The organism is Enterobacter sp. GER_MD16_1505_Eko_090, from assembly GCF_003331015.1.
GTDB lineage: Bacteria > Pseudomonadota > Gammaproteobacteria > Enterobacterales > Enterobacteriaceae > Enterobacter > Enterobacter roggenkampii.
The window spans coordinates 183,818-208,576 of record NZ_PUQF01000009.1; the positions used below are offsets into that span (position 1 = coordinate 183,818).

General features: G+C 56.5%; 17 protein-coding genes. 4 read left to right on the plus strand and 13 right to left on the minus strand.

What is annotated here, in order from left to right; translation table 11 throughout:
* Nucleotides 1–56: 56 nt before the first annotated feature.
* Nucleotides 57–830, minus strand: coding sequence for a cyclic-guanylate-specific phosphodiesterase (gene pdeH, locus C6A40_RS12530; RefSeq protein ID WP_021242143.1), 774 nt, complete (start codon nt 828–830; stop codon nt 57–59).
* A gap of 229 nt (nt 831–1,059) precedes the next feature.
* Here pdeH and C6A40_RS12535 point away from each other — a divergent pair, with 229 nt between their 5' ends.
* Nucleotides 1,060–1,989, plus strand: coding sequence for a sugar kinase (locus C6A40_RS12535; protein ID WP_045336755.1), 930 nt, complete (start codon nt 1,060–1,062; stop codon nt 1,987–1,989).
* A 57-nt stretch (nt 1,990–2,046) separates the two neighbouring features.
* On the opposite strand, the gene C6A40_RS12540 is transcribed toward C6A40_RS12535, so the two are convergent.
* The 9 genes from C6A40_RS12540 to bcsR form a co-directional block, all read right to left on the minus strand.
* A complete protein-coding gene (locus tag C6A40_RS12540; protein ID WP_008503229.1) occupies nt 2,047–3,540 on the minus strand; it encodes a M16 family metallopeptidase in 1,494 nt (497 codons plus the stop codon).
* A gap of 227 nt (nt 3,541–3,767) precedes the next feature.
* Entirely contained in the window at nt 3,768–5,054 is a 1,287-nt protein-coding gene (locus C6A40_RS12545; RefSeq protein ID WP_021242141.1) for a dicarboxylate/amino acid:cation symporter, read from the minus strand.
* Between the two features lie 159 nt (nt 5,055–5,213).
* Entirely contained in the window at nt 5,214–7,220 is a 2,007-nt protein-coding gene (hmsP, locus tag C6A40_RS12550) for a biofilm formation regulator HmsP (protein WP_023294766.1), read from the minus strand.
* A gap of 119 nt (nt 7,221–7,339) precedes the next feature.
* On the minus strand, nt 7,340–10,822 hold the full coding sequence (gene bcsC, locus C6A40_RS12555) for a cellulose synthase complex outer membrane protein BcsC (protein WP_045336756.1): 3,483 nt from the start codon (nt 10,820–10,822) through the stop codon (nt 7,340–7,342).
* Entirely contained in the window at nt 10,804–11,910 is a 1,107-nt protein-coding gene (gene bcsZ / locus C6A40_RS12560; protein ID WP_045336757.1) for a cellulose synthase complex periplasmic endoglucanase BcsZ, read from the minus strand. The genes bcsC and bcsZ overlap by 19 nt, the downstream gene beginning before the upstream one ends.
* Nucleotides 11,911–11,916: 6 nt before the next feature.
* Nucleotides 11,917–14,337, minus strand: a complete 2,421-nt coding sequence (gene bcsB / locus C6A40_RS12565; protein ID WP_045336758.1) for a cellulose biosynthesis cyclic di-GMP-binding regulatory protein BcsB — start codon at nt 14,335–14,337, stop codon at nt 11,917–11,919.
* A 10-nt stretch (nt 14,338–14,347) separates the two neighbouring features.
* Nucleotides 14,348–16,963 carry a UDP-forming cellulose synthase catalytic subunit gene (gene bcsA / locus C6A40_RS12570; protein WP_021242136.1) on the minus strand — a complete coding sequence of 872 codons (2,616 nt, stop codon included), beginning with the start codon at nt 16,961–16,963 and terminating at the stop codon, nt 14,348–14,350.
* Nucleotides 16,960–17,712, minus strand: coding sequence for a cellulose biosynthesis protein BcsQ (bcsQ, locus tag C6A40_RS12575; protein ID WP_008503236.1), 753 nt, complete (start codon nt 17,710–17,712; stop codon nt 16,960–16,962). The genes bcsA and bcsQ overlap by 4 nt, the downstream gene beginning before the upstream one ends.
* An 11-nt stretch (nt 17,713–17,723) precedes the next feature.
* A complete protein-coding gene (bcsR, locus tag C6A40_RS12580) occupies nt 17,724–17,912 on the minus strand; it encodes a cellulose biosynthesis protein BcsR (RefSeq protein ID WP_008503237.1) in 189 nt (62 codons plus the stop codon).
* Between the two features lie 174 nt (nt 17,913–18,086).
* Between bcsR and bcsE the strand changes: the two genes are divergently transcribed.
* Genes bcsE through bcsG form a run of 3 tightly spaced genes read left to right on the plus strand, consistent with a single transcriptional unit; the run spans nt 18,087 to nt 21,512 of the window.
* Nucleotides 18,087–19,649: a cellulose biosynthesis c-di-GMP-binding protein BcsE gene (gene bcsE / locus C6A40_RS12585; RefSeq protein WP_023326268.1), complete on the plus strand. Its 1,563-nt coding sequence runs from the start codon at nt 18,087–18,089 to the stop codon at nt 19,647–19,649.
* Nucleotides 19,643–19,840, plus strand: coding sequence for a cellulose biosynthesis protein BcsF (gene bcsF / locus C6A40_RS12590; protein ID WP_024908822.1), 198 nt, complete (start codon nt 19,643–19,645; stop codon nt 19,838–19,840). Before bcsE ends, bcsF begins: the two co-directional genes overlap by 7 nt.
* A complete protein-coding gene (gene bcsG, locus C6A40_RS12595) occupies nt 19,833–21,512 on the plus strand; it encodes a cellulose biosynthesis protein BcsG (RefSeq protein WP_008503239.1) in 1,680 nt (559 codons plus the stop codon). The genes bcsF and bcsG overlap by 8 nt, the downstream gene beginning before the upstream one ends.
* A gap of 54 nt (nt 21,513–21,566) precedes the next feature.
* Here the strand turns inward: bcsG and C6A40_RS12600 are convergent, their stop codons facing one another.
* Genes C6A40_RS12600 through murB form a run of 3 tightly spaced genes read right to left on the minus strand, consistent with a single transcriptional unit; the run spans nt 21,567 to nt 24,563 of the window.
* Nucleotides 21,567–22,559, minus strand: a complete 993-nt coding sequence (locus C6A40_RS12600; protein WP_045336759.1) for a glycosyl hydrolase family 8 — start codon at nt 22,557–22,559, stop codon at nt 21,567–21,569.
* 16 nt (nt 22,560–22,575) lie between these two features.
* Complete coding sequence (gene birA, locus C6A40_RS12605) at nt 22,576–23,538, minus strand: bifunctional biotin--[acetyl-CoA-carboxylase] ligase/biotin operon repressor BirA (RefSeq protein WP_008503241.1); 963 nt, start codon at nt 23,536–23,538, stop codon at nt 22,576–22,578.
* Nucleotides 23,535–24,563 carry a UDP-N-acetylmuramate dehydrogenase gene (gene murB, locus C6A40_RS12610; protein WP_021242130.1) on the minus strand — a complete coding sequence of 343 codons (1,029 nt, stop codon included), beginning with the start codon at nt 24,561–24,563 and terminating at the stop codon, nt 23,535–23,537. The genes birA and murB overlap by 4 nt, the downstream gene beginning before the upstream one ends.
* Between the last annotated feature and the right edge of the window lie 196 nt (nt 24,564–24,759).

Consider the following 24,759-nt stretch of genomic DNA (forward strand, 5'->3'; position numbering starts at 1 on the left):
CTTTCCTGATGACCTGTCCTGTAAAACTATAGTCCAGACAAAGGGAAGCGGGCTTATCAGAGGGTTGTTATCACGCTATCGAGGCGATCCATGGGTACCGGTCGGGAGAGGAAATAGCCTTGCGCCGCCGCGGCAGGCGAGCTTTGCACATCACGCCACTCTTCCAGCGTTTCCACACCTTCAACAATCACGCCCTGGCAATAGCGGTTCATCAGCTGTAATAACAGCGTAAACAGGTTCCGCCCTTCCGGGGTCTGACGCAGCATAATGAACAGATCGCGGGCCACTTTAATGTAGTCATAACGCACTTCACTCAGAGCCGAAAAGTTCGCCATGCCGGTGCCAAAGTCATCCAGCCATAGCGGGCCGTATTCGCATATGGAGGCAAACGAGGAGTCCTGCGGCAGGCGGACATGCTCCACCAGCTCAAAGCGCACCCACGGCAGAGTGGCGATCAGCGCCTGCAATTTCGCGTTCTGACGCAGCGCCAGCAGAGTGGGGCCATCGACATTCACTGAAGCGAGGATATCGTGCTGTTCGAAAAAGGGCTGCTTCGTTGCCAGCATACGGAGCTGCTCTTCCAGCACGTCAAGACGCTGGCGAACGGCCACTTCGGCAAAATAGCGATCCGGTGCGATACGCTGGGAAGGGTTTGAGGGATGCGTCACGACGGTCAAAATTTCAATGGCCATCAGTCGACCGTCTGTTCGGTATATCGGCTGATAGGTATACGCACGCTCACATTGCAGCCAGTAGCGATGCTCCTGCAAGTTCTCAATACTTGCCTCAGGCGTGGTGCTCAGCCGCTGGATAACCTGCTCTGACTTCATTTCAGATGTCCTGTTGTTGGGATGGCCTTTCTGGACTCGTCACAGGATTATCGGCGCGACAATTGAGAACTTTATGTTCAATTCACCGGGAAAATGAAATTAAGATGACAGAAATGCGCAGGAACACGCGCTGGCTCAAATAAAATAATGGAACGTTGTTTTAATATAGTTGACCTGTTAATTCACTCAGCGCACACTGCTGATCATTCTTCTGTTCAGGTTCACGATTATGTCTAAAAAAATTGCCGTGATTGGCGAATGCATGATTGAGCTGTCACAAAAAGGCGCGGAAGTGAGCCGCGGATTTGGTGGCGATACGTTAAACACCTCCGTTTATATTGCCCGCCAGGTTGCGCCTGAGGCGCTCACCGTGAACTACGTTACCGCTCTGGGGACGGACAGCTTCAGCCAGCAGATGCTTGAGGCCTGGCAAAGTGAACATATTGATACCTCGCTGATCCAGCGTATGGAAAACCGCCTGCCGGGTTTGTATTACATTGAGACCGACGACACCGGCGAACGCACGTTTTATTACTGGCGTAACGAAGCCGCGGCCAAATTCTGGCTGGAGAGCGAGGATGCCGCGGCCATCTGCGAAGCGCTGGCGACCTTCGACTATCTCTATCTGAGCGGGATCAGCCTGGCGATCCTGAGCCCCACCAGCCGTGAAAAGCTGCTCTCGCTGCTGCGCGAATGCCGTGCCAACGGCGGCAAGGTCATTTTCGATAACAACTACCGCCCGCGCCTGTGGGCCAGCCGTGAAGAGACGCAGCAGGTCTATCAGCAGATGCTGCAATGCACCGACATCGCCTTCCTGACGCTCGACGATGAAGACGCCCTCTGGGGGGAAAAACCGGTAGAGGACGTGATTGCACGCACGCAGGCGGCTGGCGTGAGCGAAGTGGTGATTAAGCGCGGTGCGGAGTCGTGCCTGGTCGCGACTACGGGTGAAGCGACGATTGAGGTCCCGGCGGTGAAGCTTGCCAAAGAGAAAGTGATTGATACCACGGCGGCGGGTGATTCATTCAGCGCGGGCTATCTGGCAGTACGCCTGACGGGCGGAACGCCGGAAGCGGCGGCACAGCGTGGACATCTGACGGCCAGCACGGTGATTCAGTATCGCGGGGCGATTATTCCGCGTGAGGCGATGCCTGTTTAAGTAGGGTGCGGGCTGATGCCCTAACCCTCTCCCACAGGGAGAGGGTTAGTCTACGTCTTACTGCCCTTGCGGGATATCCGTCGCGTCCGGGTGTAAATCATCAGCCGTCGCGGCCTGCGTCGGCTGCGGCGCGGTCGCCATGATGGAATCCCAGGTCTTCTGAAGTTCCTTCATGTCATATTCCGGTTCGCCCTTCGGCTGCAGAAGGATCAACGCCATCTCCTGCGACAGCTGCTGACGGAGATCCTGGTTGAGCATTTCTACGGTCAGACCGTTCAGGAAATCCTGACGGAGCTTCTGGTACTGTTCCGGCGCAATATCCACCACCTGATTCTGCAGGGAACGAATACGCTGGCTGATCAGAATATCGGTATCGGCGCGCGCGTAGGTCGCAAACAGCTTCTGCAGCTCGAGTTTTTTCTGCGCCACAAGCGCGTTGAATTCCTCTTCGGAAAGCCCCTCTTTACGCACTTTTGCCAACTCTTTCGCGACGACACCCAGATTGGCATTCAGCTTATCGCCCGGTGATTCAACGTTAATAGCGCATTGCGCACGCTGGAACAGCACGCGGCAGTCAAAGCCAAGACCGATATTCTTCACGTTGTTCTTACTGAGCGTCTGCTGAACGTGCCAGAACAGCGCTTCACGCGCCAGGTCGGCACGCCAGTAGCGCAACAGCGCCGCGGACTCACGGATGGGCTGCCAGGCGTTATCCCACATCACGGAGAGTCGGTCCTGACGCACGGTGTCCGTCATAATGCTGACAGGCTCTGCACGCAGCGGGGAGAGTGTCGGAACAGGGGCAGGCGATTCACGCTTGCCTTTCAGATCGCCAAACGCTTTGTTGATCTGCTCCACCACCGCGCGGCTGTCCACGTTACCCACCACGATCAGCGTCATCGCGTCCGGGGTGTACCACTTCTGGTAGAACGATTTCACCTGTTCGGCGTCCACCGGCTGTTTTAGCGGCTCGGCAGGGTCATGTCCCAGCAACGTCGAGCCTTTCAGACGGTAACGCCACCAGCCCTCTTTGGTATCACCAGGCCAGGTCGCCACCATGTCGCTGTTGCTCAACGCATAGTTGACGGTGTCCGGCGTAATCGCCAGATTGCCGGAGGCATCGGAGAGATACGTCAGGGCTTCTTTAAGCAGATCGTTGCGGTTATTAGGCAGGCTCAGGTTAAACATGGTGTAGTCATACGAGACCACAGCCGGAGGAAGCGGGCGTTTCGGATCGATGGCCTGTTGCCAGAGCGAACGCACCTGAACCGCTTGCAGGCTGCCGCTCTGCGTGAGCGCCAGCCGGGGAATAAAGTGGCTGAAACCGGTTTGCTGGGTGCTTTCCGTGAGGGAACCGGTATTAACAGACAGACGGATTTCAATACGGTCACTGGGACGTTGCGGCGTGGCTAACACCTGCCACTGAAAACCGTTCGCTAGTGTCCCTTGTTGCCAGGCCGGGTCTGGCTGGAGCGCATCTGCCTGCACATAACTGGCTGCTGCCATCATCAGCAAACCGCCGGTTAAGAGTCGAATTTTTGTGCCCTGCATGTGAACCCCTGATCAACATTCCTGGTTAAAAAAGAGTGCCTCGCGACGCGCTTCACTCTTAAAGATGACGATGAAAACACGTCGATTAGACCGCGCGTTCGGCAAAACGTCACGGTCCGAAGTGAAATATACCCAAAAAAAATCTTGTCGAATTATGACAGGTATGAACAGTTATTATGCGCAGGAGCCCGCATCCCCACAAGGGAATACGGGCATTTGTGACAAGATTAAGAGGATAAGCCAGGATTTTTGCTGTCAGTTGAACGATTATTCAGAGTATCGTCGAGCTTTTTGTGATCCAGCTCTTTCACCCATTTCGCGACCACTACCGTTGCCACGCCGTTACCCACCAGGTTGGTTAACGCACGCGCCTCTGACATAAAGCGGTCAATACCGAGAATCAATGCCAGGCCCGCCACCGGCAGGTGCCCCACTGCAGAGATAGTGGCTGCCAGCACGATAAAGCCGCTGCCCGTTACGCCCGCCGCGCCTTTAGAGGAGAGCAGGAGAACCACCAGCAGGGTGATCTGATGGAAAATATCCATATGGCTGTTGGTGGCCTGTGCGATAAACACCGCCGCCATCGTCAGGTATATCGAGGTGCCGTCCAGGTTGAAGGAGTAGCCCGTCGGGATCACCAGCCCCACCACCGATTTACGACACCCGAGTTTCTCCATCTTATCGAGCATGCGCGGCAGCGCCGATTCTGACGAGGAGGTTCCCAGAACAATCAGCAGCTCTTCGCGGATGTAACGGATAAATTTGAAGATGCTGAAACCGGTCGCGCGGGCGATGGAGCCCAGCACCACCACCACGAAAAGAATACAGGTGATATAGAAACAGATAATCAGCTGACCCAACTGGACCAGCGTACCGACGCCATACTTACCGATGGTGAAGGCCATCGCACCGAAGGCACCGATGGGCGCCAGGCGCATGATCATATTGATGATGCCGAAGATGACCTGCGAGAAGCTTTCGATCACGTTAAAGATCAGCTGGCCTTTGCTGCCCAGACGGTGCAGGGCGAAGCCAAACATCACGGCGAACAGCAGCACCTGGAGGATGTTTCCGCTGGCGAACGCGCCAATGACGCTGCCAGGAATGACGTCCAGCAGGAAGGCCACCACGCCCTGATCCTTCGCCTGTTCGGCATAGACCGCAACCGCTTTGGCATCCAGCGTCGAGGGATCGACGTTCATCCCCGCACCTGGCTGCACCACGTTAACGATGACCAGACCAATAATCAGCGCAAGGGTACTGACCACTTCAAAATAGAGAAGCGCCACTGCACCGGTACGGCCAACCGCCTTCATGCTTTCCATGCCAGCGATGCCCGTGACGACCGTACAGAAGATCACCGGAGCGATGACCATTTTGATGAGCTTAACGAACGCGTCGCCAAGCGGTTTCATTTGCGCGCCCAGTTCAGGGTAATAGTGACCCAGCAGAATACCGATGGCGATGGCTGTCAGGACCTGGAAATAAAGACTTTTGAAGAGTGAGGTTTTCATAGGGTGTCCTTGGGAAGAAAAACCACAGGCTTTGTAAGGTTATGGTTAACCTGCGGCTTTAAAATAACACCCGCATAACAGGACAGAAATAAACTCAGTTCAAATTTGAAACACAAATGTTAAGAAATTTGAGCTGGCTCGCACAAGCCAGCAACAAAATTACACTTTTGCGTTATTGTCAGCACCAGAAAGGTATCGTTCTTCAAAGACATCCGAAGGCACTGCGGGGGCAAACAGGAAACCCTGCCCGCTCTCCACGCCCGCCTCTGCCAGCCAGGCGCGTTGCGCGTCGGTTTCAATTCCCTCGGCAATAAGATGCAGGTTGAGGCTGCGCGCCATCTGGATAATCGCCTGCACCATGCTGCTGTCGTCCGGCAGACCGTCGACAAACGCTTTGTCAATTTTCAGCACATCCACCGGAAGCGTCTTCATGTGCTGAAGCTGGCGCAGCCCGGCGTACCCCATGCCAAAATCGTCCAGGGCAATGCGAATGCCGGCATTACGCAGCGGCTTAAGAATCGCGACCGCCTCATTGGGGTCGTCAATGCGTCGACTCTCCGTCACTTCCAGGGTCAAGGTATCCGGTTTGATGCGGTAACGATGGATCAGCTCCAGCATCTCAGAAACCATGGTCGGGTGCATAAGCTGCATGGCAGACAAATTGACCGACAGCGGCAGCGTTACGCCGCGCTCCTGCCAGGCGGCAAGCTGACGACAGGACTCTTCGAGCACCCAGTAGCCGACGGTGACCATCAGGCCGCAGGACTCGATGCGCTCAATCAGCCCTTCCGGCAGCTCCCATGTGCCATCCGGCTGCTGCAGACGCAGCAGGGCCTCGGCGCTTTTTACCTCTCCCGTCCGCAGATCCACCTGCGGCTGCAGCCAGAGGGCAAACTGGCGGTTATCCAGCGCGGTCAGGATATCACTCTCTTCCGTCAGGCGCTGCTGCGCCTTTTCCATCTGCGCCGGGTCGAAGAACTGGATTTGGTTTTTCCCTTTGCGCCGGGCGGTAAAGGCCGCCGAGAAGGCGCGGCGATAAAGCTGTTCCGCGGTCAGGTCGCCATAGAACATGGCAATCCCGATACTGGCACTCGGGCGAAGCTGGATACCCTGAATCGGCAGCCGCTCATTAATGACAGTGAGTACTTGCTGACCTAACGTGATCGCATGCCAGGGTTCTTTTACGCCGTTGGCAATCACCACCAGGTCGTAACCGCTGACCTGGGTCAGCACCATGCGCGGGGCAAGGACAGATTTGATCTTTTCCACCAGGGTGAGCAGCAGCATCTCTCGCTGGCTCTCCTGAAGCACGCCAGCCGTGTCCTGCAGGGTTTCACAGGCAATGACCATCAGCGCGGTGGTTTGCTGGCGCTCAACGGTTTGCTCCAGCATCGCCATCAGGAACGCTTTATTGGGAAGCTCCGATACCGGAAAACGGGTGGCGCTACTGTTCATCTCATCCTGCTGACGCTGGATGCGCTGCTGGTTGAGGTTGTAGCTGCGCACCAGCATGCCGATCTCATCGTCATGATGCAGACGCGGCAGCTCAAGCTGGTGTCCCATCTGATCCTGCGGCGCAAGCGTGTTCAGCTCGCGGGCGATACGGCGCAGGGGATGGACAATCAGCCGGTTAATGCACCAGGTCAGCGCCACGCTGAGAATAAGCGTCATAAGTAAGCAAGTGGTCACTAACGTAACCACCCAACTCATGACGAATTTATACATGCGGTAGGAGTCTGCCTGTAACACCAGGTAGGCCAGAGGCTGTGGATTCGCAGGGCGCTCAAGCGAATAAACGGGTAGCGAAATTTGCACCGGCAGCTCAAACAGGCGCATCACCATCATCGGGACAGGACGCTCCGGGATAAAGCTCATCCGCAGCGCCTGAAACTGATTGGGTAGCACGACGTCCGCCCGGCTCACAACACCGGCTGGCTGAATACGTTTCAGAATGGTTTCCGCTTCGGGGATATCCCCTTTCAGGATAGAGGCAGACAGCGGGCCGCGTACCGAGCGGGCGATACTTTCTAATTGCGAAGCCGTGTTATAGCGATTCTGCTGTACGGAATGAAACAGCAAAATTACGCAGAAGAGCAGGACAAACAGCATGGTGACGGCAGAGACCATCGCCATCTGTTTGATTGTTAAGGAACGGCTGACACGCAAAATGACTCTCCACAAAACTCGAAGCGCAGGGCGCGCCAGGGTGTAAACCTGGCGCGCCTGAGTATACCCGATTGCTGCGCTGTTAAGAGAGACTTACAAATGGATTAAGGAAAATCCGATTACCAGTCCGCGTAAGGGATGAGCGGTTGCGGCGGTAAGTCCATATCGCCCTGCCAGCCTGCAGCAGAGTAGCGCACATAGATCAGCGCATGGCTTGGGGTATAGTCTTTCGCTTCCTGAATGTCCACGCCCATGCCAACAAACCAGTTGGACGTAACCCGGCGCTCAATAATGGCCCGCGCGGTATAACCCGTGCCTGAGGAGCTGCTGCCGGTTTCCATCACGCCCCGGTCGGTATAGCGGTCTGGCTCATCGGTCGGGATCAGATTCTGGATCGGGTAGCGCAGCTCGTCTTTGGTTTTGGAGTGAGACCAGGAGACCGAGCCCCCCAGCTCCCAGGACCAGTTTTCCGTGCGCTTACGCCAGGTTACCGGCAAGGCGAAGGAGACATACTCCTGCGGACTGTAATAGCCGCCCTGACCCAGGGTATAACCGCTCAGGTCTTTGTCGTAGTGCCAGAGCATGTTGGAGACGCCGACCGTCAGGCGCTCATTGTTTTTATTAATGAGCTTGTAGTAGTAACCCGTCATCCAGCGGACGCGCCAGTTATCCTCCACATTTTTACCCGTCAGCGTTTCCGCGTTCAGGCTTGACCAGACGCCGTTCGCTTCCCCTTTGTCATAGCTGATGCTCACGCCGCCACCGGTCGCGCGTACGCCGCCCCAGGTGGTGCCGGTGTTGGTGTCTTTTTGCCCGCCGAAGGCCAGCAGAGAGCTGGAGATTGGCCGACGATGGGCGTTAACGGTATAGCCGATAGGGCCCAGATCGCTGCTGTAGCTGATGCCGCCCACCACGTCGACGACGTCAAAGCCCATCGGCGTGGTGCCAATATCCATCGCCCAGGTTTTATTCTGCCAGCCGACAGCGACGCTTGCGCCATTGTCTGACTGATGGGTGTTACCGCTACACGGCGTTTCGTAGCAGGTTCCCCATTTAGGGTCGTAAGTCCCGTTCCTGGTATCGAATGATCCGACGTCCATATTGACCAGATCGCTTCTGAAGAACATGCGCCCGTCAGAGAGCGGCGCATCCACCTGCAGCATGGTGGTATGCGCTTTCAGATCGGAATAGCCACCCGTGCCGCTGGAGCCCCAGTAATCGTGCTGCAGCGTGACGTTAACATCCTGCTGGCGGTACAACTCACCGGCATCACTGCGCACGCCGCGCTTCAGCCAGTCGTCTTTTTCATCGTTACGCGTCAGACGGGTGAAACTGTCGTTATCAGCCGGACGCGTCGTGGTGATACCCGTCGATACCATCGCATCTTTATAGGTTTCCAGCGCCTGCTGAGGCTGCCCGTTCTGCGCCTGGAAACGCGCGGCATCACGCAGCACCAGCGCGTTTTCCATTGATCCGGGCTGCGATTTAGCCTGCGGAATGATTTTACTGAAGGTCTGTTCTGCCGCGGCGGAATCACCCAGCCCCGCCTGCGCCATCGCGATGCGGCGCTGCATATTGAGCGACAGCGGCTGGCCGTTCTGCGCGGCGGGCAGCTTCGCCAGCTCCGCGCGCGCGGCATCTTTGTTACCCTGGGCGCTGTAAATCTCGGTCAGGCCGAGGATCGCGTCTTCGTTCTGCGGCTCACGCTGCAGGACGGCGTTGTACGTCGTTTTCGCGGAGTTCAGATCGCCACGCTGCTGTGCCCAGTCCGCCAGCGTCAGGTCGATGCGGGTGGAGGTTGGCTGCTGGCGAAGAAGATTCTCCGCCTCCTGCTCTTTACCGCTGTCCCGCAGGCGGTTGGCGGTTTCCAGCACCTGATTGCTTTGCAGGCGGTCGGCAAGTTCCTGAATATTGCTGTTCCACTGGCTGCGCGGCAGCGTGTCCAGATGCGCCAGCGCAGCACGGTCCTGATCGTTTCCGGAAAGATAGAGCCCGCTGGCATAGACCTGATCCGGGTCGGACGGTTTCTGGCGGGCAAGCTGACGCATCAGGGTGTCTGCCTGGCTGCGCTGACCCGCGCTGTAGAGATCGCGCGACAGACGATAGGTTATCCACACGTCGCCAGGAGAGAGCGCCAGACGACGACGCTGGATTTCTGCTGCCTGGGCGTATTTCCCCTGATTTTCCAGCTGTTCGGCCTGGGCGGAGAGCTGCTCGTTGGTCAGACTACGCTCGATATCATCAATGCTCCGACGCTGGCTGGCGGAAAGCGACTGGATAAACTGCGAGGCTTTCTCCGGGGACTGCGCGCGGTAAATATTGGCCAGGCCGCGAACCGCGTTGCTGTTGCCGCTGTCCATTCGCAGCGCCTGACGGTAATAACGCTCCGCCGCGTCGTTATCTTTACGCGCCGCGGCGGCGTCGCCCAGCCCCAGCACCGCATAGCTGTCGGTATTGTCGATGTTACGCGCCTGCTGATAGTAACGCTCTGCCTGCGCCGGGTTATTCGCCTTCAGCGCCGCATCGCCCTGCTGGATCAGCAGCCAGTAGCGGTTAACCTTCAGAAGACTGTCCCATTTACCCCGGTTATCGCTCTGCGGATCGAGGGCAATCGCCTTTTCAAACTGCGCTACCGCGCGGGCACGGTCGCCCTTCTGGGAATACGCCTGCCCCAGGGCACCCACCGCTTCACTGTCGGCATGGTTGGCGCTGACGGCTTTTTGCAGCTCGGCCACCGCCTTACTGCCCTGCCCGGCGTCCACCGCCGCGAGCCCATCCGCTTTCGCGCGGAACGCCGGATCGGCGAGCTGTTTTTGCTGCGCTTCAAGCTGGGCACGCGCCGCAGCGACGCTATCCCCGTCGCTGAATACGCTCAGATATTTTTGCAGCGCGCTGACGCTGGCGCTGCTGGCAGGCTGGTCTTTGATTTGGTCGTACCACATATCAGACGCCTGGCCGCGGCCATTGGTGGATTTGGCCATCTCCTGCAGTACCGCAAAGCCTTCATCACGTCGTCCGCTCTGGAACAGAAGCTGGGCCAGCGTTGTCTGCAGCTGCGTATTCCCGGGGCTGCTGCTGTTAATTTTTTTCAGCTGGTTAATGGCCGCACCGCGGCGAGCTGGATCTTTCGCCACGACGTTCCAGTATTCCGTCGCCACGTCGCCACCCGGTGGGTTGCCGTCAAACAGCTTATCATAGGCGGCAATCGCTTCCTGCGTGTGCCCCGTAGTGGCGAGCAGTCGCGCCTGCTGGAGCTGCTGTCGGCCATCCGGAGTAGAAAGCAGCATGGTGTTGCGTGAGGACTGGTAAGCGCTCGAACCCGGGGCGATCCCTTTCAGACGATCCAGCTCTTTTTGCGCGCCGGCGTTATCGCCCTGACGCAGCAGGTAGCGAAAGCGGGCGGCAATGACGTCAGGGTTGTTGGGGTCAATCAGCTCAAGGCGATAGAGCGACTGACGAACCAAATCCTCACGCTGTGTCGATTCGCCCAGCCTGACCTGCTCCAGCAGCTGTTTCTGCTGCGGAGAGTTGGCGGCCTGTGCCCACGGCATAAGCGCCAGGCCAAGCGATAAACTGAGTAGATTTACTGTGAACTTGCGCATTCCTGGCCCCAATCCGGTATTAATTCACCTTTTGCGGTGAAGCGAAAACGATGCTGATCCCATCCTTGCCCAAAAAGCGTCAGCACATAGCTGTAATAGGCATTGTTATCGGGAAAATGGTCTGCAACGCGCTGGCGCTGAACCGCCTGGGCATCACGTTGTTGTAAAAACGGCAGCATAGCGGCAGAGAACCCGACCGGGCCGTCACCGGTACGTTTCCCCGTCGCCACATCCACTTTCTCCGGCGGCACACCCCGTTTCACGGTCTTTGCCGCCATCGGCTGGAAGCGCGTCAGGAGCCGGGCTTTCTGAGGATCTTTATCACTCATCATGCCCACCCAGAGATACACGCGGATGGCGTCGTAGCCGCCCACCAGCGCTTTCTCCTGCTGTAACCGCCAGCCTTTGTTTTTCTGATACTGCACCCAGTCCGGCGAAAAACCTTTCGGCGCACTCTCAAGCAGCAGGCGCAGGTTAGTTTCACGAAGCTGGGTCCACGGGGAACCAAAGCGCGTGAAATAAGCCGCTAGCTGCGGAGGAAGATAGCTGGGGTTAAAACGCCAGGCGTTCTCATCGGCAAAACCGACTTTACCAGGAAGCAGCATTGCGCCGAGCCCCGGGACGTTGACCACTTCCTCGCTGACAATGCGTTTCAGCAGCGCCTTACCCGTGCGGGTATAGTCCCGATCTTTCCACAGCCGACCCGCTTCGAGCAGTGACCAGGCGATCCAGACATCGGCATCAGAGGCGGAGTTGTTATCAATCACCGCCCAGGCGTCTTTATCTTTCTGACCCCATAGCCAGGCAGGCAGATGGGCGTTGAGATCGCCGCTGGCGAGATTATCGCGCGTCCACGTCAGCAGCAGGTCAAAGGCTTTGCGATCGTTCGCCGCCAGGGCAAAGAACAGGGCGTAGCTTTGCCCTTCCGAGGTCGTAATTTTGCGCGTGTCACTGGGATCAATGACGCGCCCGCCTTCACTGATGTAGTCCTTTTTAAACTGCTCCCAGGCAGGCCAGGTACAGGCGGCGCGAAGAGGAAGCGCCGCCAGCATCACCGCTGCTAATACACACCAGCGAAAGGCTTTCATCACATCTTACTCATCCGGGTTCAGACGACGACGGCTGATGATTCGCAGCAGACGCCACAGCACCCATGCCAGCAAGACCACGCTGACCGCAGCCAGGATAGCGAGCAGAACCGGATGGTTAGCCAGCGCATACCACAGGCGTTCGAACCACGGCAGATGGCCCACGTAGTACACATCCCCCACGCGCAGGCTATTGACGCCGGACTCACGGATCACCGACACGGAACCAAACATCGCGGCACGTTTACCGCTGTCGTTCATGGCCGTATTGAGCAGTTCATACCCGCGCGGGCTGTCCGCGAGGAGAGCCACCACGCTGCGCTGTTCGTTGTAAGGCGACTGGAAGCCCACCACCGCGGCCATCGCCCCCTGAGACGTTACTGTCGTCTGCGCGCTGGCCTGACGATCGTTCACATCCGGCATAATGCTCGGGAACTCGGTCTGTCGCAGCGGCGTATTGACCCAGGACAGAGCCGCTTTCACCAGCAGATCGATACGTTTGTCATCCTTCAGCTTATCCGGGATGGTCCCGATCACCATGATGTCAGCATCTTTGTTCTGAATCTGGCTGCCATCGTCCGTCAACGTGACGTTAATGGCCGGTAATCCTGTTTGTCCTCCAACGGTCGCCATGGTGTCGAGCAGGGTCGTAACCTGACCTTCGTTTGGCGCTTTTGGCATTACCACAATGGACTCAGAGAGATCGGCCATACGGCTGAACGGGAAGCCCGCGTTAGCAAAGGCGCGCAGGTCCGGCATCGCCAGGAAGTGATAGTACTTCGAGAAGTCGATGGTCGACTCATCGCCAATCACCACGTGGTTCTGCACCGGCTGGAAGGTGATGCAGTTTTCCGCCGAGCCGCCAGGCATTGGGTTCATGTACTGGAAATCAAAGCGCAGCTGGTTTATCGCACCCAGCTTCAGTGCCGGAATAGAAACATCCGTTTTACCGTCCAGCAGCCCCTGCAGCACCGGCAGACGAAGCATCAGGCGGTTCGTATCCTGCGTGCTTTGCAGGCTGAAGGATTGCAGGAACTGGTTGTTCAGGCTGATATCCATGCGCGAGCTGTCTTTGGTGGCTGGCGCGGTATAGCGGTAGTTCAGATTGATATCAATGCCGTTGGTACGCAGCAGGTACAGATCCGGCGGCAGATTCAGCGACAGGCTAATCGGCGCTGGCTCAAGCCCCGTCGCCTGCAGCTGTTCTTCATAGGTTTTCAGCTCGCCAAAGGTGACCGCACGGTCGGTACGCACCCAGTTTGGCGCATCATAAGGTTTACGCGCCAGCAGCGGCTTGACCTCATCTATCACGACGCTGTTGCCGCGGAAAAGGACGTTGCCCTGGGCAATGGCTTTTGCTGCCTGAACCAGATCTTTATCATCACGACCAAAGACCACCAGCAGCTTCACGTACGGGTTTTCCGGGTGGCTTATCATCTCAACGGTCGGCGCGTTGACGTCCGGATGATCGCGCAGGAAGGCCGGACGTTTTGCATTGGTGGCAAACACAATGGCATTTCTGTCCGGCAGTTTGTCATACATCGCCGGGAAGCTCTGACCACGCCAGCCCGCGCGTGAACCAAACCAGGAGGCCACAATGGTGGCCGCCAGCTGCTCGGTCACGTCCGGGGACGATGCGAACACCATCGGCAGCGTGAGCGGGCGGTTATCACGCGGATCGAAGAACGGAACCGGGAAGGCTGAGAGATCGTTTTTCAGCGCCAGCGACTGGTAGGTCATCTGCAGCGAGGAGTTACGCCCGACGTCCATCCACAGCGTGTTGCTGGCTGGGTTTTCGCAGACATCGCGGTAGTGGCCGACAAACTCCAGGCGGATACGGTTAAAGTCGGTGATGAACAGCGGGTTGATCGGCACCTGCGCCTGCGTTTTCTTGCCGAGCTGCTCTTTCGTGACCGGCAGAACGTCCATCAGTTCGTCATTCAGATAGACCTTCAGCTGAGACTGGGTCGGCAGCAGCGATGGCGACGGCGTGTATTCGAGATTCAGCACCGCATTAGAGACGACCTCGTCGCTGCGCATACCAAATTCAATGCCGCCGTTAGGGTTGATGCCGCGCAGCACCATGCTGCCCGGAGGCGGCGCAATTTGCGCGAAGGTCAGCTTCACGTCACGCGACGGCGCATTGTCCGCAACGACGGGCGCATTCGCCCCCCGGACGCCCGGCATCACCTGCCCGATGACCTGGCCGTCTGCCGGCAGGGTGTTCCCCTCCGTTGGCTGGTTCGGCATGATGTTTTCAGTTTGACCCGGTGCCGCGGTGACAACCGGATCGGTTGCTTGCGCGACGACAGGTACGGTTGGCGCAGGCGTTGCCGCTGCGTTACCCGGGGCTGCGTTAGCCATTGTTGCGGGGATCGCATTCATCCCCATTGCCACTGCACATAACCAGGAAAGTTTTGTTTTCATCGCGTTATCATCATTGTTGAGCCATAACCGGGTCCGCCTGCTTCGCCTCATCCCGCTCAGGACGACGAGGAATGAACGACACGACCCAGGAAACCAGCGAAGTAAGTGACCGGAAAATTAATTTCACCGACGACGGGGCAAATTCTGCAAGGTGACGATAGCCACGGAACCCCAGCTTCAGAATATCCAGCAGGCTTTCCAGAGGCTTATCCTCCGGGAAGCTGTCCTGCCAGAGAGCCCACGTATCCGCGCGGGCAAACGTACACTGCACAAAATCGATATGTTGCTTTTTGGTCAACGGCATCAGCTGTAGGCCGACTTCATTGCCCACCACGCGAACGACCTGCGTCGGGAAGACATACTCCTGCTGGCCGCGCTTAAGCAGCAGGTTAACTTTTTGCCCTTCCAGCACCTTCGCCTGGCCGTTGATTTTGATCCCCAGACCGCCGTCAGAGAAGTCGTGCACGGTACAGGAGAAGAGATGGCCATCTTCACGGGCGATCGCCGCTGGCATGCAGATTTCCACGCGATGCGCGCGACGAACCTGTTTGCTCTCCACCGACACCGCCACCGCGCCGCCGAGGATAATCAGGTTGTAGAAGACCCAGGCCATACTGACGAAGACGGTCAGGATTTCGTTTTCCGGACCGTAGAAGTAGCGCCAGATACCCGCAATGACGCCCACGATATTCAGCAGCACCAGGAAGATATACGGCCGGGAGATCACCCAGTCGACGTACTCCTCCTCCACCAGCCCGCCCTTCGCGGTGACGTTGAATTTACCTTTGTGCGGGTTAATCAGCGCCACCATCGTCGGCGGCGCGATGTACCAGGCCAGCACCGTTTCGTAGATTTCACTCCAGAAGGAGTGGCGGTATTTACCCTGTATCTTCGAGTTCGTCAGGCTCGCGTGGATCATGTGCGGCAGAACAAACAGCGCAATCATCAGCGCGGGAGCGTAGATGATATAAGCATGAAGAAGCAGGAACGCCAGCGGCGCGGTCAGGAAGATCAGCCGCGGAATGCCGGACAAGAAGTGGAACATGGCATTGACGTAGCAAAGACGCTGCGCCAGCTTGAGTCCTTTCCCGATCAGAGGGTTATCGAGACGGAAAATCTGCACCATGCCGCGCGCCCAGCGAATACGCTGGCCAATGTGCGCGGACAGTGACTCGGTTGCCAGACCGGCCGCCTGCGGAATGCGCATATAGGCAGAGGTATAGCCACGACGGTGCAGGCGCAGAGAGGTGTGCGCATCTTCAGTGACCGTTTCGACGGCGATACCGCCAATTTCATCCAGCGGCTTACGGCGGATAACGGCGCATGAGCCGCAGAAGAAGGTGGCGTCCCACATGTCGTTTCCGTCCTGTACCAGCCCATAGAACAGCGTGCCTTCGTTCGGAGTTTTGCGGAAGCGGCCAAGGTTACGTTCAAACGGGTCCGGCGAGAAGAAGTGGTGCGGCGTCTGCATCATCGCCAGCTCTTTCTCCTTCAGGAACCAGCCCATGGTCATCTGCAGGAACGAGCGCGTCGGCACGTGGTCGCAGTCAAAAATCGAGACAAACTCCCCGGTGGCATACTTCAACGCGTTGTTGATGTTCCCCGCCTTAGCGTGTTCGTGCGTCGGACGGGCGATGTACTCGACGCCAACCTCCTCCGCGAACTGGCGGAACGCCGGGCGGTTGCCGTCATCCAGGATCCAGACCTTGAGCTTGTCTTTCGGCCAGTCGATGCCCAGCGCGGCATAGATGGTGTTCTTCACCACGCTCAGGTCTTCGTTGTAGGTCGGGACGAAGAGATCGACGGTTGGCCACTGGGTCGTGTCCTTTGGCAGCGGAACCGGCTGGCGGTTGAGCGGCCAAATCACCTGGAAATAGCCCAGCACCAGCACAATCCAGGCATAGGTTTCAGCAAACAGCAGCACCAGGCCGCACACCAGACTCACCGGGTCGTCCCAGTTCAGCGTCGAGGTATAACGCCACCAGATGTAGCGGCAGGAGACGGTCAGCGACAACACGATCAGCATCAGCGCCGAGAAGCGACCCGGAATTCGGCGCACCAGCAGCGCCACGCCCCACAGCAGGATCAGGAAAGTGAACTGCGCCAGAGGGTTGAAAGGCTGCGTAATGCAGACCAGCGCCAGAATGAGCGAGAACACGACGATTACGCCGAGGATAAAACGCCGCAAGCCCGGGTGGAGATGCCCGAGCTCTTTATGGTTATCCAGATGGCTGGTCTTATCGCTTACGCTGTCGGGCAGTCTGTCCAGCCACTGATGGTAGCGTTCACGTAACTGCTGCACGCGGGAGAAGCTCCGCCAGTGCGGCGTTTTTGTCTCCGCGCGGGATGAGGTCGCCACCAGCCAGATGGCCTGAATGAGATAGCGCGCCGGATCCAGTGGACGCGGCCGGTCAGGATTAATGTGCGGATATAGCTCGCTGTGCCGGGCACGTATGCGCTGCCAGCGCGGGTGTTCAAGCGGTATAAACATCCAGGCCAGAATCATCCAGAAACAGCCGAGCGCGGCGCTAAATGCCGACGCACCGTGACGGCGAAAATGCCGGTAATGTTCGCTCAAACGCGAACTGACCGGTGGGATGAGTAACCAGCTGGCGAGACGACTCATACAGCACTCCCTGCATGCTCCGCCCTGTTGGCGAAGTTCAGCAGACACCAGTTAGCCAGCGTCAGGATCTCTTCTGCCGCCAGTGAATCGCTGCGGTATTCACCGAGCGGTTGCTTAGACGCAAGGCATTCCGCCATTCCCTCATCACGATGGATGACAATCGGAAGCAGGCGGCGCTGGCTTTGCAGCCAGACCTGATAGAGATCGTCCTGGATCTGGCTGCCAATGCGCAAATCGTTAATCAGGATATGGCCATTTTGAGGCAGTCCCTGCTGGTGCAGGCGGATATGGCAGTTCGCATCGACGTTAACGATCGAGAGGACATGATCGCACTGGGCGATAAGCTGTCGTGTCAGCGTGCCGGCACCGTGCGGCAGATCCAGCAGGATCCACTTGTAGTGCCCCTTTTCCCTCAGGCTCTGCAGCGCCAGCGTGAATTGTGAAAACAGGCGCTGGTAGGCGGCTTCATTCTCGCGTTCCGTAGTGGTCAGTTGACCAAACGGCAGCAGGTCAAGAAGGGAGGTATAGCGCATACCTGCATCCTGCCAGTCTTTATCGTCAAGCAGCGCGCGGGCCCAGCCCTCTTCGCGAGTAAAGTCGACGTTAAACGACATACGCAGCAAATTATCGGCGCAGGCGTCAATAACCAGCACCGATTCACCTAAAAGCTGTAATGACCACGCCAGCGCCGCGGTAACAGATGTGGTACCCACACCCCCACGGACACCCTGTAATCCGAGTATGGCCATCAATGGCTCCCTTATTGTTGATGGGCGAATTCAGCTAATAACGGCCAGCGTTTAATAGCCGCAGCCAACTGTTCCCGCTGGGAAATATCGGTGTAATCTATTTCAGGTAAAGAAAAGGCCTGCGTCAGCGCCAGAAAATCGTTTTGGAATGTGTAACCCAGGGTCGAGTCGACTGGGGTTCCGGGTTCGTTATTATCCATTCTTTTTCCATCCCTTTGCGTAAAATCGCCAGTTCAGAAGTAGCGAGGCATCCTGCCCTATGAAATTTCATTTACATGCTAAATCTGATGTTCTTTAATTTCAATGTTAGGTTTATTTCTACGCTTTCGCTAGTAAACTGAGATACAGATAAATTAGACGAAAAGAGGGACACCGTGGACTCCATATTTTCTATTGGCATCCAGTCATTATGGGACGAATTGAGCCACATGCCAGTCGGAGGAGTCTGGTGGATTAATACGGACCGTAATGAAGATGCTATCAGTCTGGTAAACCAGACAATTGCTGCCCAGGATAAGGATTCCCGCGTGGCTGTCATTAGCATGGGCGAAGATCCGAAGAAAATTATCACGCTGGAAAACGATCGCGGCCCTCAGACGGTGCGATTATTTTCCATGACATCGGAAGCCGATAGTCTATACTTTTTGTCCCGCGACGTTCAGTGCACTATTGATCCGGATCACTATTTAGTGATTCTTAAATGTGCAAATAACGTCCTCCAAAATATCCCTGCTGAAAAACTGCTGCCCTGGCTGGAAAAAATCAATAAATGGGCAAAATTTCAAAATTGCACGCTACTGATAGTCAATCCCGGCAGTAATAATGACAAGCTGTTCTCACTTTTAATGGGTGAATATCGTTCTCTGTTCGGTCTGGCAAGCGTTCGTGACCAGGTGGGCAGCTATCTCTACGATATTGCATTCTGGTGTAATGAAAAAGGCGTGAGCGCCAGACAACAACTTACGCTGAAACATATCGAGGGTAAGTGGCACCTGGCACAGCAGGAAGAAACCGTGGTGCAACCGCGCAGTGATGAAAAACGTATCCTGAGCCATATCGCGGTTTTAGAGGGGGCACCGGCCCTGTCGGAAAACTGGTCGCTGTTTGAATCTAACGAAGACCTTTTCCACGAAGCCCGCACAACCCAGGCGGCGACCCTTATTTTCTCATTGATGCAGAATAACCAGATTGAGACGCTGGCAAGGCAAATCCACACCCTGCGCCGCCAGCGCGGAAGCGCGTTAAAAATCATCGTGCGCGAAAACAATACCAGCCTGCGCGCCACCGATGAGCGCCTGCTTCTTGGCTGCGGGGCAAATATGGTTATTCCGTGGAATGCGCCGCTGTCACGCTGCCTGACGCTGATCGAAAGCGTTCAGGGCCAGCAGTTTAGCCGCCATGTACCGGAAGACATTTCCACGCTGCTCTCTATGACGCAGCCGATGAAGCTGCGTGGATATCAAAAATGGGATACCTTCTGCGACGCCGTCGGCAACATGATGAGCAATACGCTTCTTCCTGCAGACGGAAAAGGGGTTATGGTTGCCCTGCGTCCTGTACCGGGTATCCGCGTTGAACAGGCGCTCACCTTGTGTCGCCCCAACCGTACGGGAGATATCATGACCATTGGCGACAATCGCCTGGTGCTGTTTTTGTCATTCTGCCGGGTCAACGATCTCGATACGGCGCTAAACCATATCTTCCCCCTGCCTACCGGGGATATTTTCTCGAACCGTATGATTTGGTTCGAAGATAATACGATCAGCGCGGAGCTGGTACAGATGCGTGCGCTCCAGCCTGAACAATGGGCTAAACCGCTCGCAATTAAGAGCGATGCGAAACCGATCCTCAATGCCAGACATGATGGCCATATCTGGCGCCGGGTTCCGGAGCCCCTTCGCTTATTAACGGACAACGCGGAGAACGCACCATCATGAATATCAGCGATATCATCCAACTGGTTATATTCTGTGCGCTGATCTTTTTCCCGCTTGGCTACTATGCACGCCATTCCATACGTCGTATCCGTGATACGGCCAGAGTGCTGTTTATAAAACCTCGCTATGTAAAACCAGCCGGAACACTGACACGGGCATCACACGTCAAGGCAGACCGAAAACATGACTAATTCTACCTATACCGCTTCGTCACCCTCGCCGCTCTGGCAATACTGGCGCGGCCTTTCCGGCTGGAACTTCTACTTTCTGGTGAAGTTTGGTCTGCTGTGGGCAGGCTATCTGAATTTCCATCCTCTTCTCAACCTGGTGTTTATGGCCTTCCTGCTGATGCCCCTGCCGAACATCAGGCTGCATCGCTTGCGTCACTGGATAGCCATCCCTGTCGGCTTTGCGCTGTTCTGGCATGATACCTGGTTACCGGGGCCGGACAGCATTATGAGCCAGGGGTCGCAGGTAGCCGGCTTTAGCGCCAGCTATGTCCTCGATCTGACCGAGCGGTTTATTAACTGGCAGATGATTGGCGCGGTATTTGTGCTGCTGGTTGCCTGGCTGTTCCTGTCACAGTGGATCCGCATCACGGTGTTTGTCGTCGCGATTATGATCTGGCTGAACGTGCTGACGCTGGCTGGTCCGGGCTTTTCGCTGTGGCCTGCTGGTCAACCGACCACCACGGTGACCACCACAGGGGGAAGCGCAGCAGCAACCGTTACCACGGCTGGCGATACGCCTGTAGTGGGCGATATCCCAACCCAGACCGCACCGCCGACCTCCACAAATCTGAACGCCTGGCTCTCCAGCTTCTACACTGCGGAAGACAAGCGACAGACTAAATTCCCGGACGCGCTGCCGGCGGATGCTCAGCCGTTTGAATTGCTGGTGATCAACATCTGCTCTCTCTCATGGGCCGACGTGGATGCAGCCGGTTTGATGTCCCATCCGCTGTGGTCGCATTTCGACATTCAGTTTAAAGATTTTAACTCTGCCACCTCGTACAGCGGCCCGGCAGCAATCCGCCTGCTGCGTGCAAGCTGCGGTCAGGCATCGCATAAGAATCTGTATCAGCCTGCCGGCAATCAGTGTTATCTGTTTGATAACCTCGCCAAACTGGGCTTTACGCAGCATCTGATGCTGGGACATAACGGCCAGTTCGGTAACTTCCTGAAAGAGGTGCGTGAACAGGGTGGTATGCAGGCACCGTTGATGGATCAAACTGGTCTTCCCGTTACTCTGCTGGGCTTCGACGGCTCGCCGGTTTATGACGATACCGCCGTGCTGCAGCGCTGGCTTCAGACCATCGAGAAAGACAGTAATCCGCGCAGTGCGACCTTCTTTAACACCCTGCCGCTCCACGACGGTAACCATTTCCCGGGCGTAAGCAAAACGGCAGATTATAAAGTGCGTGCGCAGAAGTTCTTCGACGAGCTGGACGCGTTCTTCACGGAGCTGGAAAAATCAGGCCGTAAAGTGATGGTGGTTGTGGTACCTGAGCACGGCGGCGCGCTGAAAGGCGACAGAATGCAGGTGTCGGGTCTGCGTGATATCCCAAGCCCATCCATCACTAACGTGCCTGCTGGCATTAAATTCTTTGGTATGAAAGCACCCCATCAGGGCGCACCGATTGAAATCACCCAGCCGACCAGCTATCTGGCGATCTCTGAACTGGTTGCCCGTGCCGTTGACGGGAAGCTGTTTGTGGAAGATAGCGTGAACTGGGATCAGCTCACCAGCAACCTGCCGCAAACGGCAGAAGTCTCTGAGAACGCCAACGCGGTCGTCATTCAGTATCAGAACAAACCGTACGTTCGCCTGAACGGCGGGGATTGGGTACCGTATCCGCAGTAACTGATTTACCCCTAACCCTCTCCCCATCGGGGAGAGGGGATAGCCAGTGCGTTATTATTGCGCTGAAATCCACACCAGCATTTTCAGACTTGCCGAATAGTAGTCGTCTTTAGAGGTGATTTCGGGTTCTCCGGAAGACTGTCCCATCGTTAAATCGCGTACAGCCAACAGGCCGCCTTCCATCATGTAGGGCGCATATTCGTTGGTCATGACGTTAACCCAGGCGGGCGTTTGTTCCCGGGGGAACTGACCAAACCAGGCTTTCCACGGCGCCAGGAGCGGGCTTTGCTTATCAGACCAGGCAAGGTACAGCGGAATACGAATCGCGTCATAGCTCATACGCGGCGGCCAGCTTTTGGCAGGTTCCAGCTTGCCATCTGATGCCAGCGAGACCCAGTCAGCGGGCAGCTCCGCTTTACCCGAGCCCATTTTCCCCAGCAGGCGCTTCCCGTCCTTGATCAATTCACGCCAGACAGGCAAATGACTGCGTCCGGCGAAGGCCTGCCAGGCCGGAAACACAAAATAGGAAGGATTAAGAACCACTTCACCGTCAAGCTTAAATCCCTGGGCGCCGGGCAGCATCACGCGGTAACCCGCATAGCGGATGACGCTATGGGCAACCAGCGCTTTTGTGATGGCATCCGATGCGGCACCGTAGCGTTTTTCGTGCCAGCGGGCATCGGCTTTAAGCAGCGCCCAGGCAATCAGCACATCGCCATCGGCGGCATTGTTTTTGTCAGCGACCGGGTTGGACTCTGCGGGGTTATAGCGCCAGTAAAACAGACCGTTCTCTTTGTTCTTCAGCTCACGGTTTGTCCATTGCCAGAGCTTATCGAACGTGGCCTTATCGTCGTTGGCCACTGCCATCAGCATGGCAAATCCCTGACCTTCCGTATGCGACACGCCGCCATTGCCGGTATCGACAATGCGGCCTTCCGGTTTGAAAAAGCGTGCCTTATAATTCTCCCAGGCCTGACCCGCCTGAGAGAGGGGTGAGAACAACACGCTCATCATGACGGCCAGCGTCGCGCAGACGGTTTTTCGCATCATTCACTCCATCCGGTTATTCGGCACTCCGCAGGGAAATCTCACCGCCCATCCAGGGTTTGATCACGCCATCCTGCTCCAGGAGCAGCGCGCCCTGAGCGTCAATACCGCGGGAAGTGCCGTAGATCTCTTTATCCCCAATCAGCAATTTCACCGGGCGGTTGATGAAGTTATCCAGTTTTTCCCAACGAGACAGGAACGGTGCCAGCCCTTCCTGCTCAAAAAGCGTGAGCGAGCTGCGCAGCTCTTTAATCATACGTACGGCAAGGGTGTTACGATCGATGACGATCCCCGCCTCCTGGAGGTTAGTCCAGGCCTGATTCACCACATCATTCTGGACATTGCGCATCACCATATTGAGGCCCGCGCCGATGACGATTTGCGCCGCATCGCCCGTTTTGCCCGTCAGTTCGACCAGAATGCCGGCAAGTTTACGATCGTTGAGGTACAGATCGTTAGGCCATTTAACACGCACTTGATCCGCACCCAGATCGTGCAGCACCTCTGCCATAACGATACCGATGACCAGACTCAGGCCAATGGCAGCAGCCGGGCCCTGATCGAGTCGCCAGTACATAGACAGATAGAGGTTGGCACCAAAGGGGGAAAACCACTTGCGGCCACGACGACCGCGGCCGGCCTGCTGATACTCAGCAACGCAGGCATCGCCGGATTTCAGCTCAGGCAGACGATCCAGCAGATACTGGTTCGTCGAATCAATAACAGGCAGCACCGCCACATTACCGTGTCCAATCTGGCTGCGGATCGTGTCTTCATTCAATAATTGTATCGGCTCCGGCAGGCTGTACCCTTTTCCGGGAACCGTGAACACATCAACCCCCCAGTCGCGAAGCGTCTGGATATGTTTATTAATGGCGGCGCGGCTCATGCCGAGCTGTTCACCCAGTTGCTCGCCGGAATGGAATTCACCATCCGCCAGGATACCAATCAGGGTTAACGGGACCGTATTGTCCTTCATGCGATAGTCTCCACGGCGTTGACTTCTCCTGTGCGACCAATGAAGCGGACTTCTGGCTCCAGCCAGACGTTAAATTTTTCGCCCACACGCTGACGAACATAATGAGCCAGCTGTACCACATCGTCGCTGGTTGCATCGCGCTGGTTAATCAGCACCAGAGCCTGCTGTCGGTGAACGGCTGCCCCGCCTACTGAAGTGCCTTTTAGCTGGCATTGATCGATAAGCCATCCTGCTGCCAGCTTCACGCTGCCATCTGCCTGAGGATAATGTGGCGCGGTTGGCCACTCCTCCAGAAAACGTCGGGCATTTTCGCCGCCGATCACCGGGTTTTTGAAGAAGCTTCCTGCATTTCCGTTTACTTTTGGATCGGGAAGCTTGGTCATCCGCATATGGCAAACCGAGTCAAAAACGTCGCGGGCGGTAACGGTAGCCGGATCGAGACGCGTTAAATCCCCGTAGGTCAAAACAGGCTGCCAGTTCTTCGACAGACGCAGGCCCACGGCGACAATCACGTAGCGATCCTGATATTCATGCTTGAAGATACTGTCACGATAGCCAAAACGGCACTGTTCTGCCGTTAAACGCGTGGCCGTTCCGGTCGCCAGTTCGATGCAGTCGACATAGTCACAGACGTGCTTCAGTTCGATGCCGTAGGCGCCGATGTTTTGAATGGGTGACGAGCCGGCGCAGCCTGGAATAAGCGCAAGGTTTTCCAGACCCGGAATCTCTTTTTCGAGGGTAAATTGCACCAGGTGATGCCAGTTTTCTCCGGCACCCACGTGCAGATGCCAGCTATCGGCATGCTCTTCCACATCAATTCCCATGATGCGGTTAATAATCACCGTTCCCGCAAAATCGTCGAGAAACAGGACATTACTTCCTTCGCCCAAAATCAGTACGGGTTCGTTATTTTCTGTTGCGCTTTGCCATGCATCCAGCAGCTGCTGTGCAGTATCGGCACGTACAATTTGATTAGCATTGCGTTGAATGCCAAAGGTATTCCAGGGCTTAAGGGAGTGGTTCATAGACGCTATCCTGATGCAAAAACGCAGGTAGTTTACCGTATAAGCAGGGTGTTGGGGGATCTGTTTGTGCAGCGCAGAAACGCAAAAAGGCCATCCTTTCGGATGGCCTCTTCACTTGTTTGATGCCTGGCAGTTCCCTACTCTCACATGGGGAGACCCCACACTACCATCGGCGCTACGGCGTTTCACTTCTGAG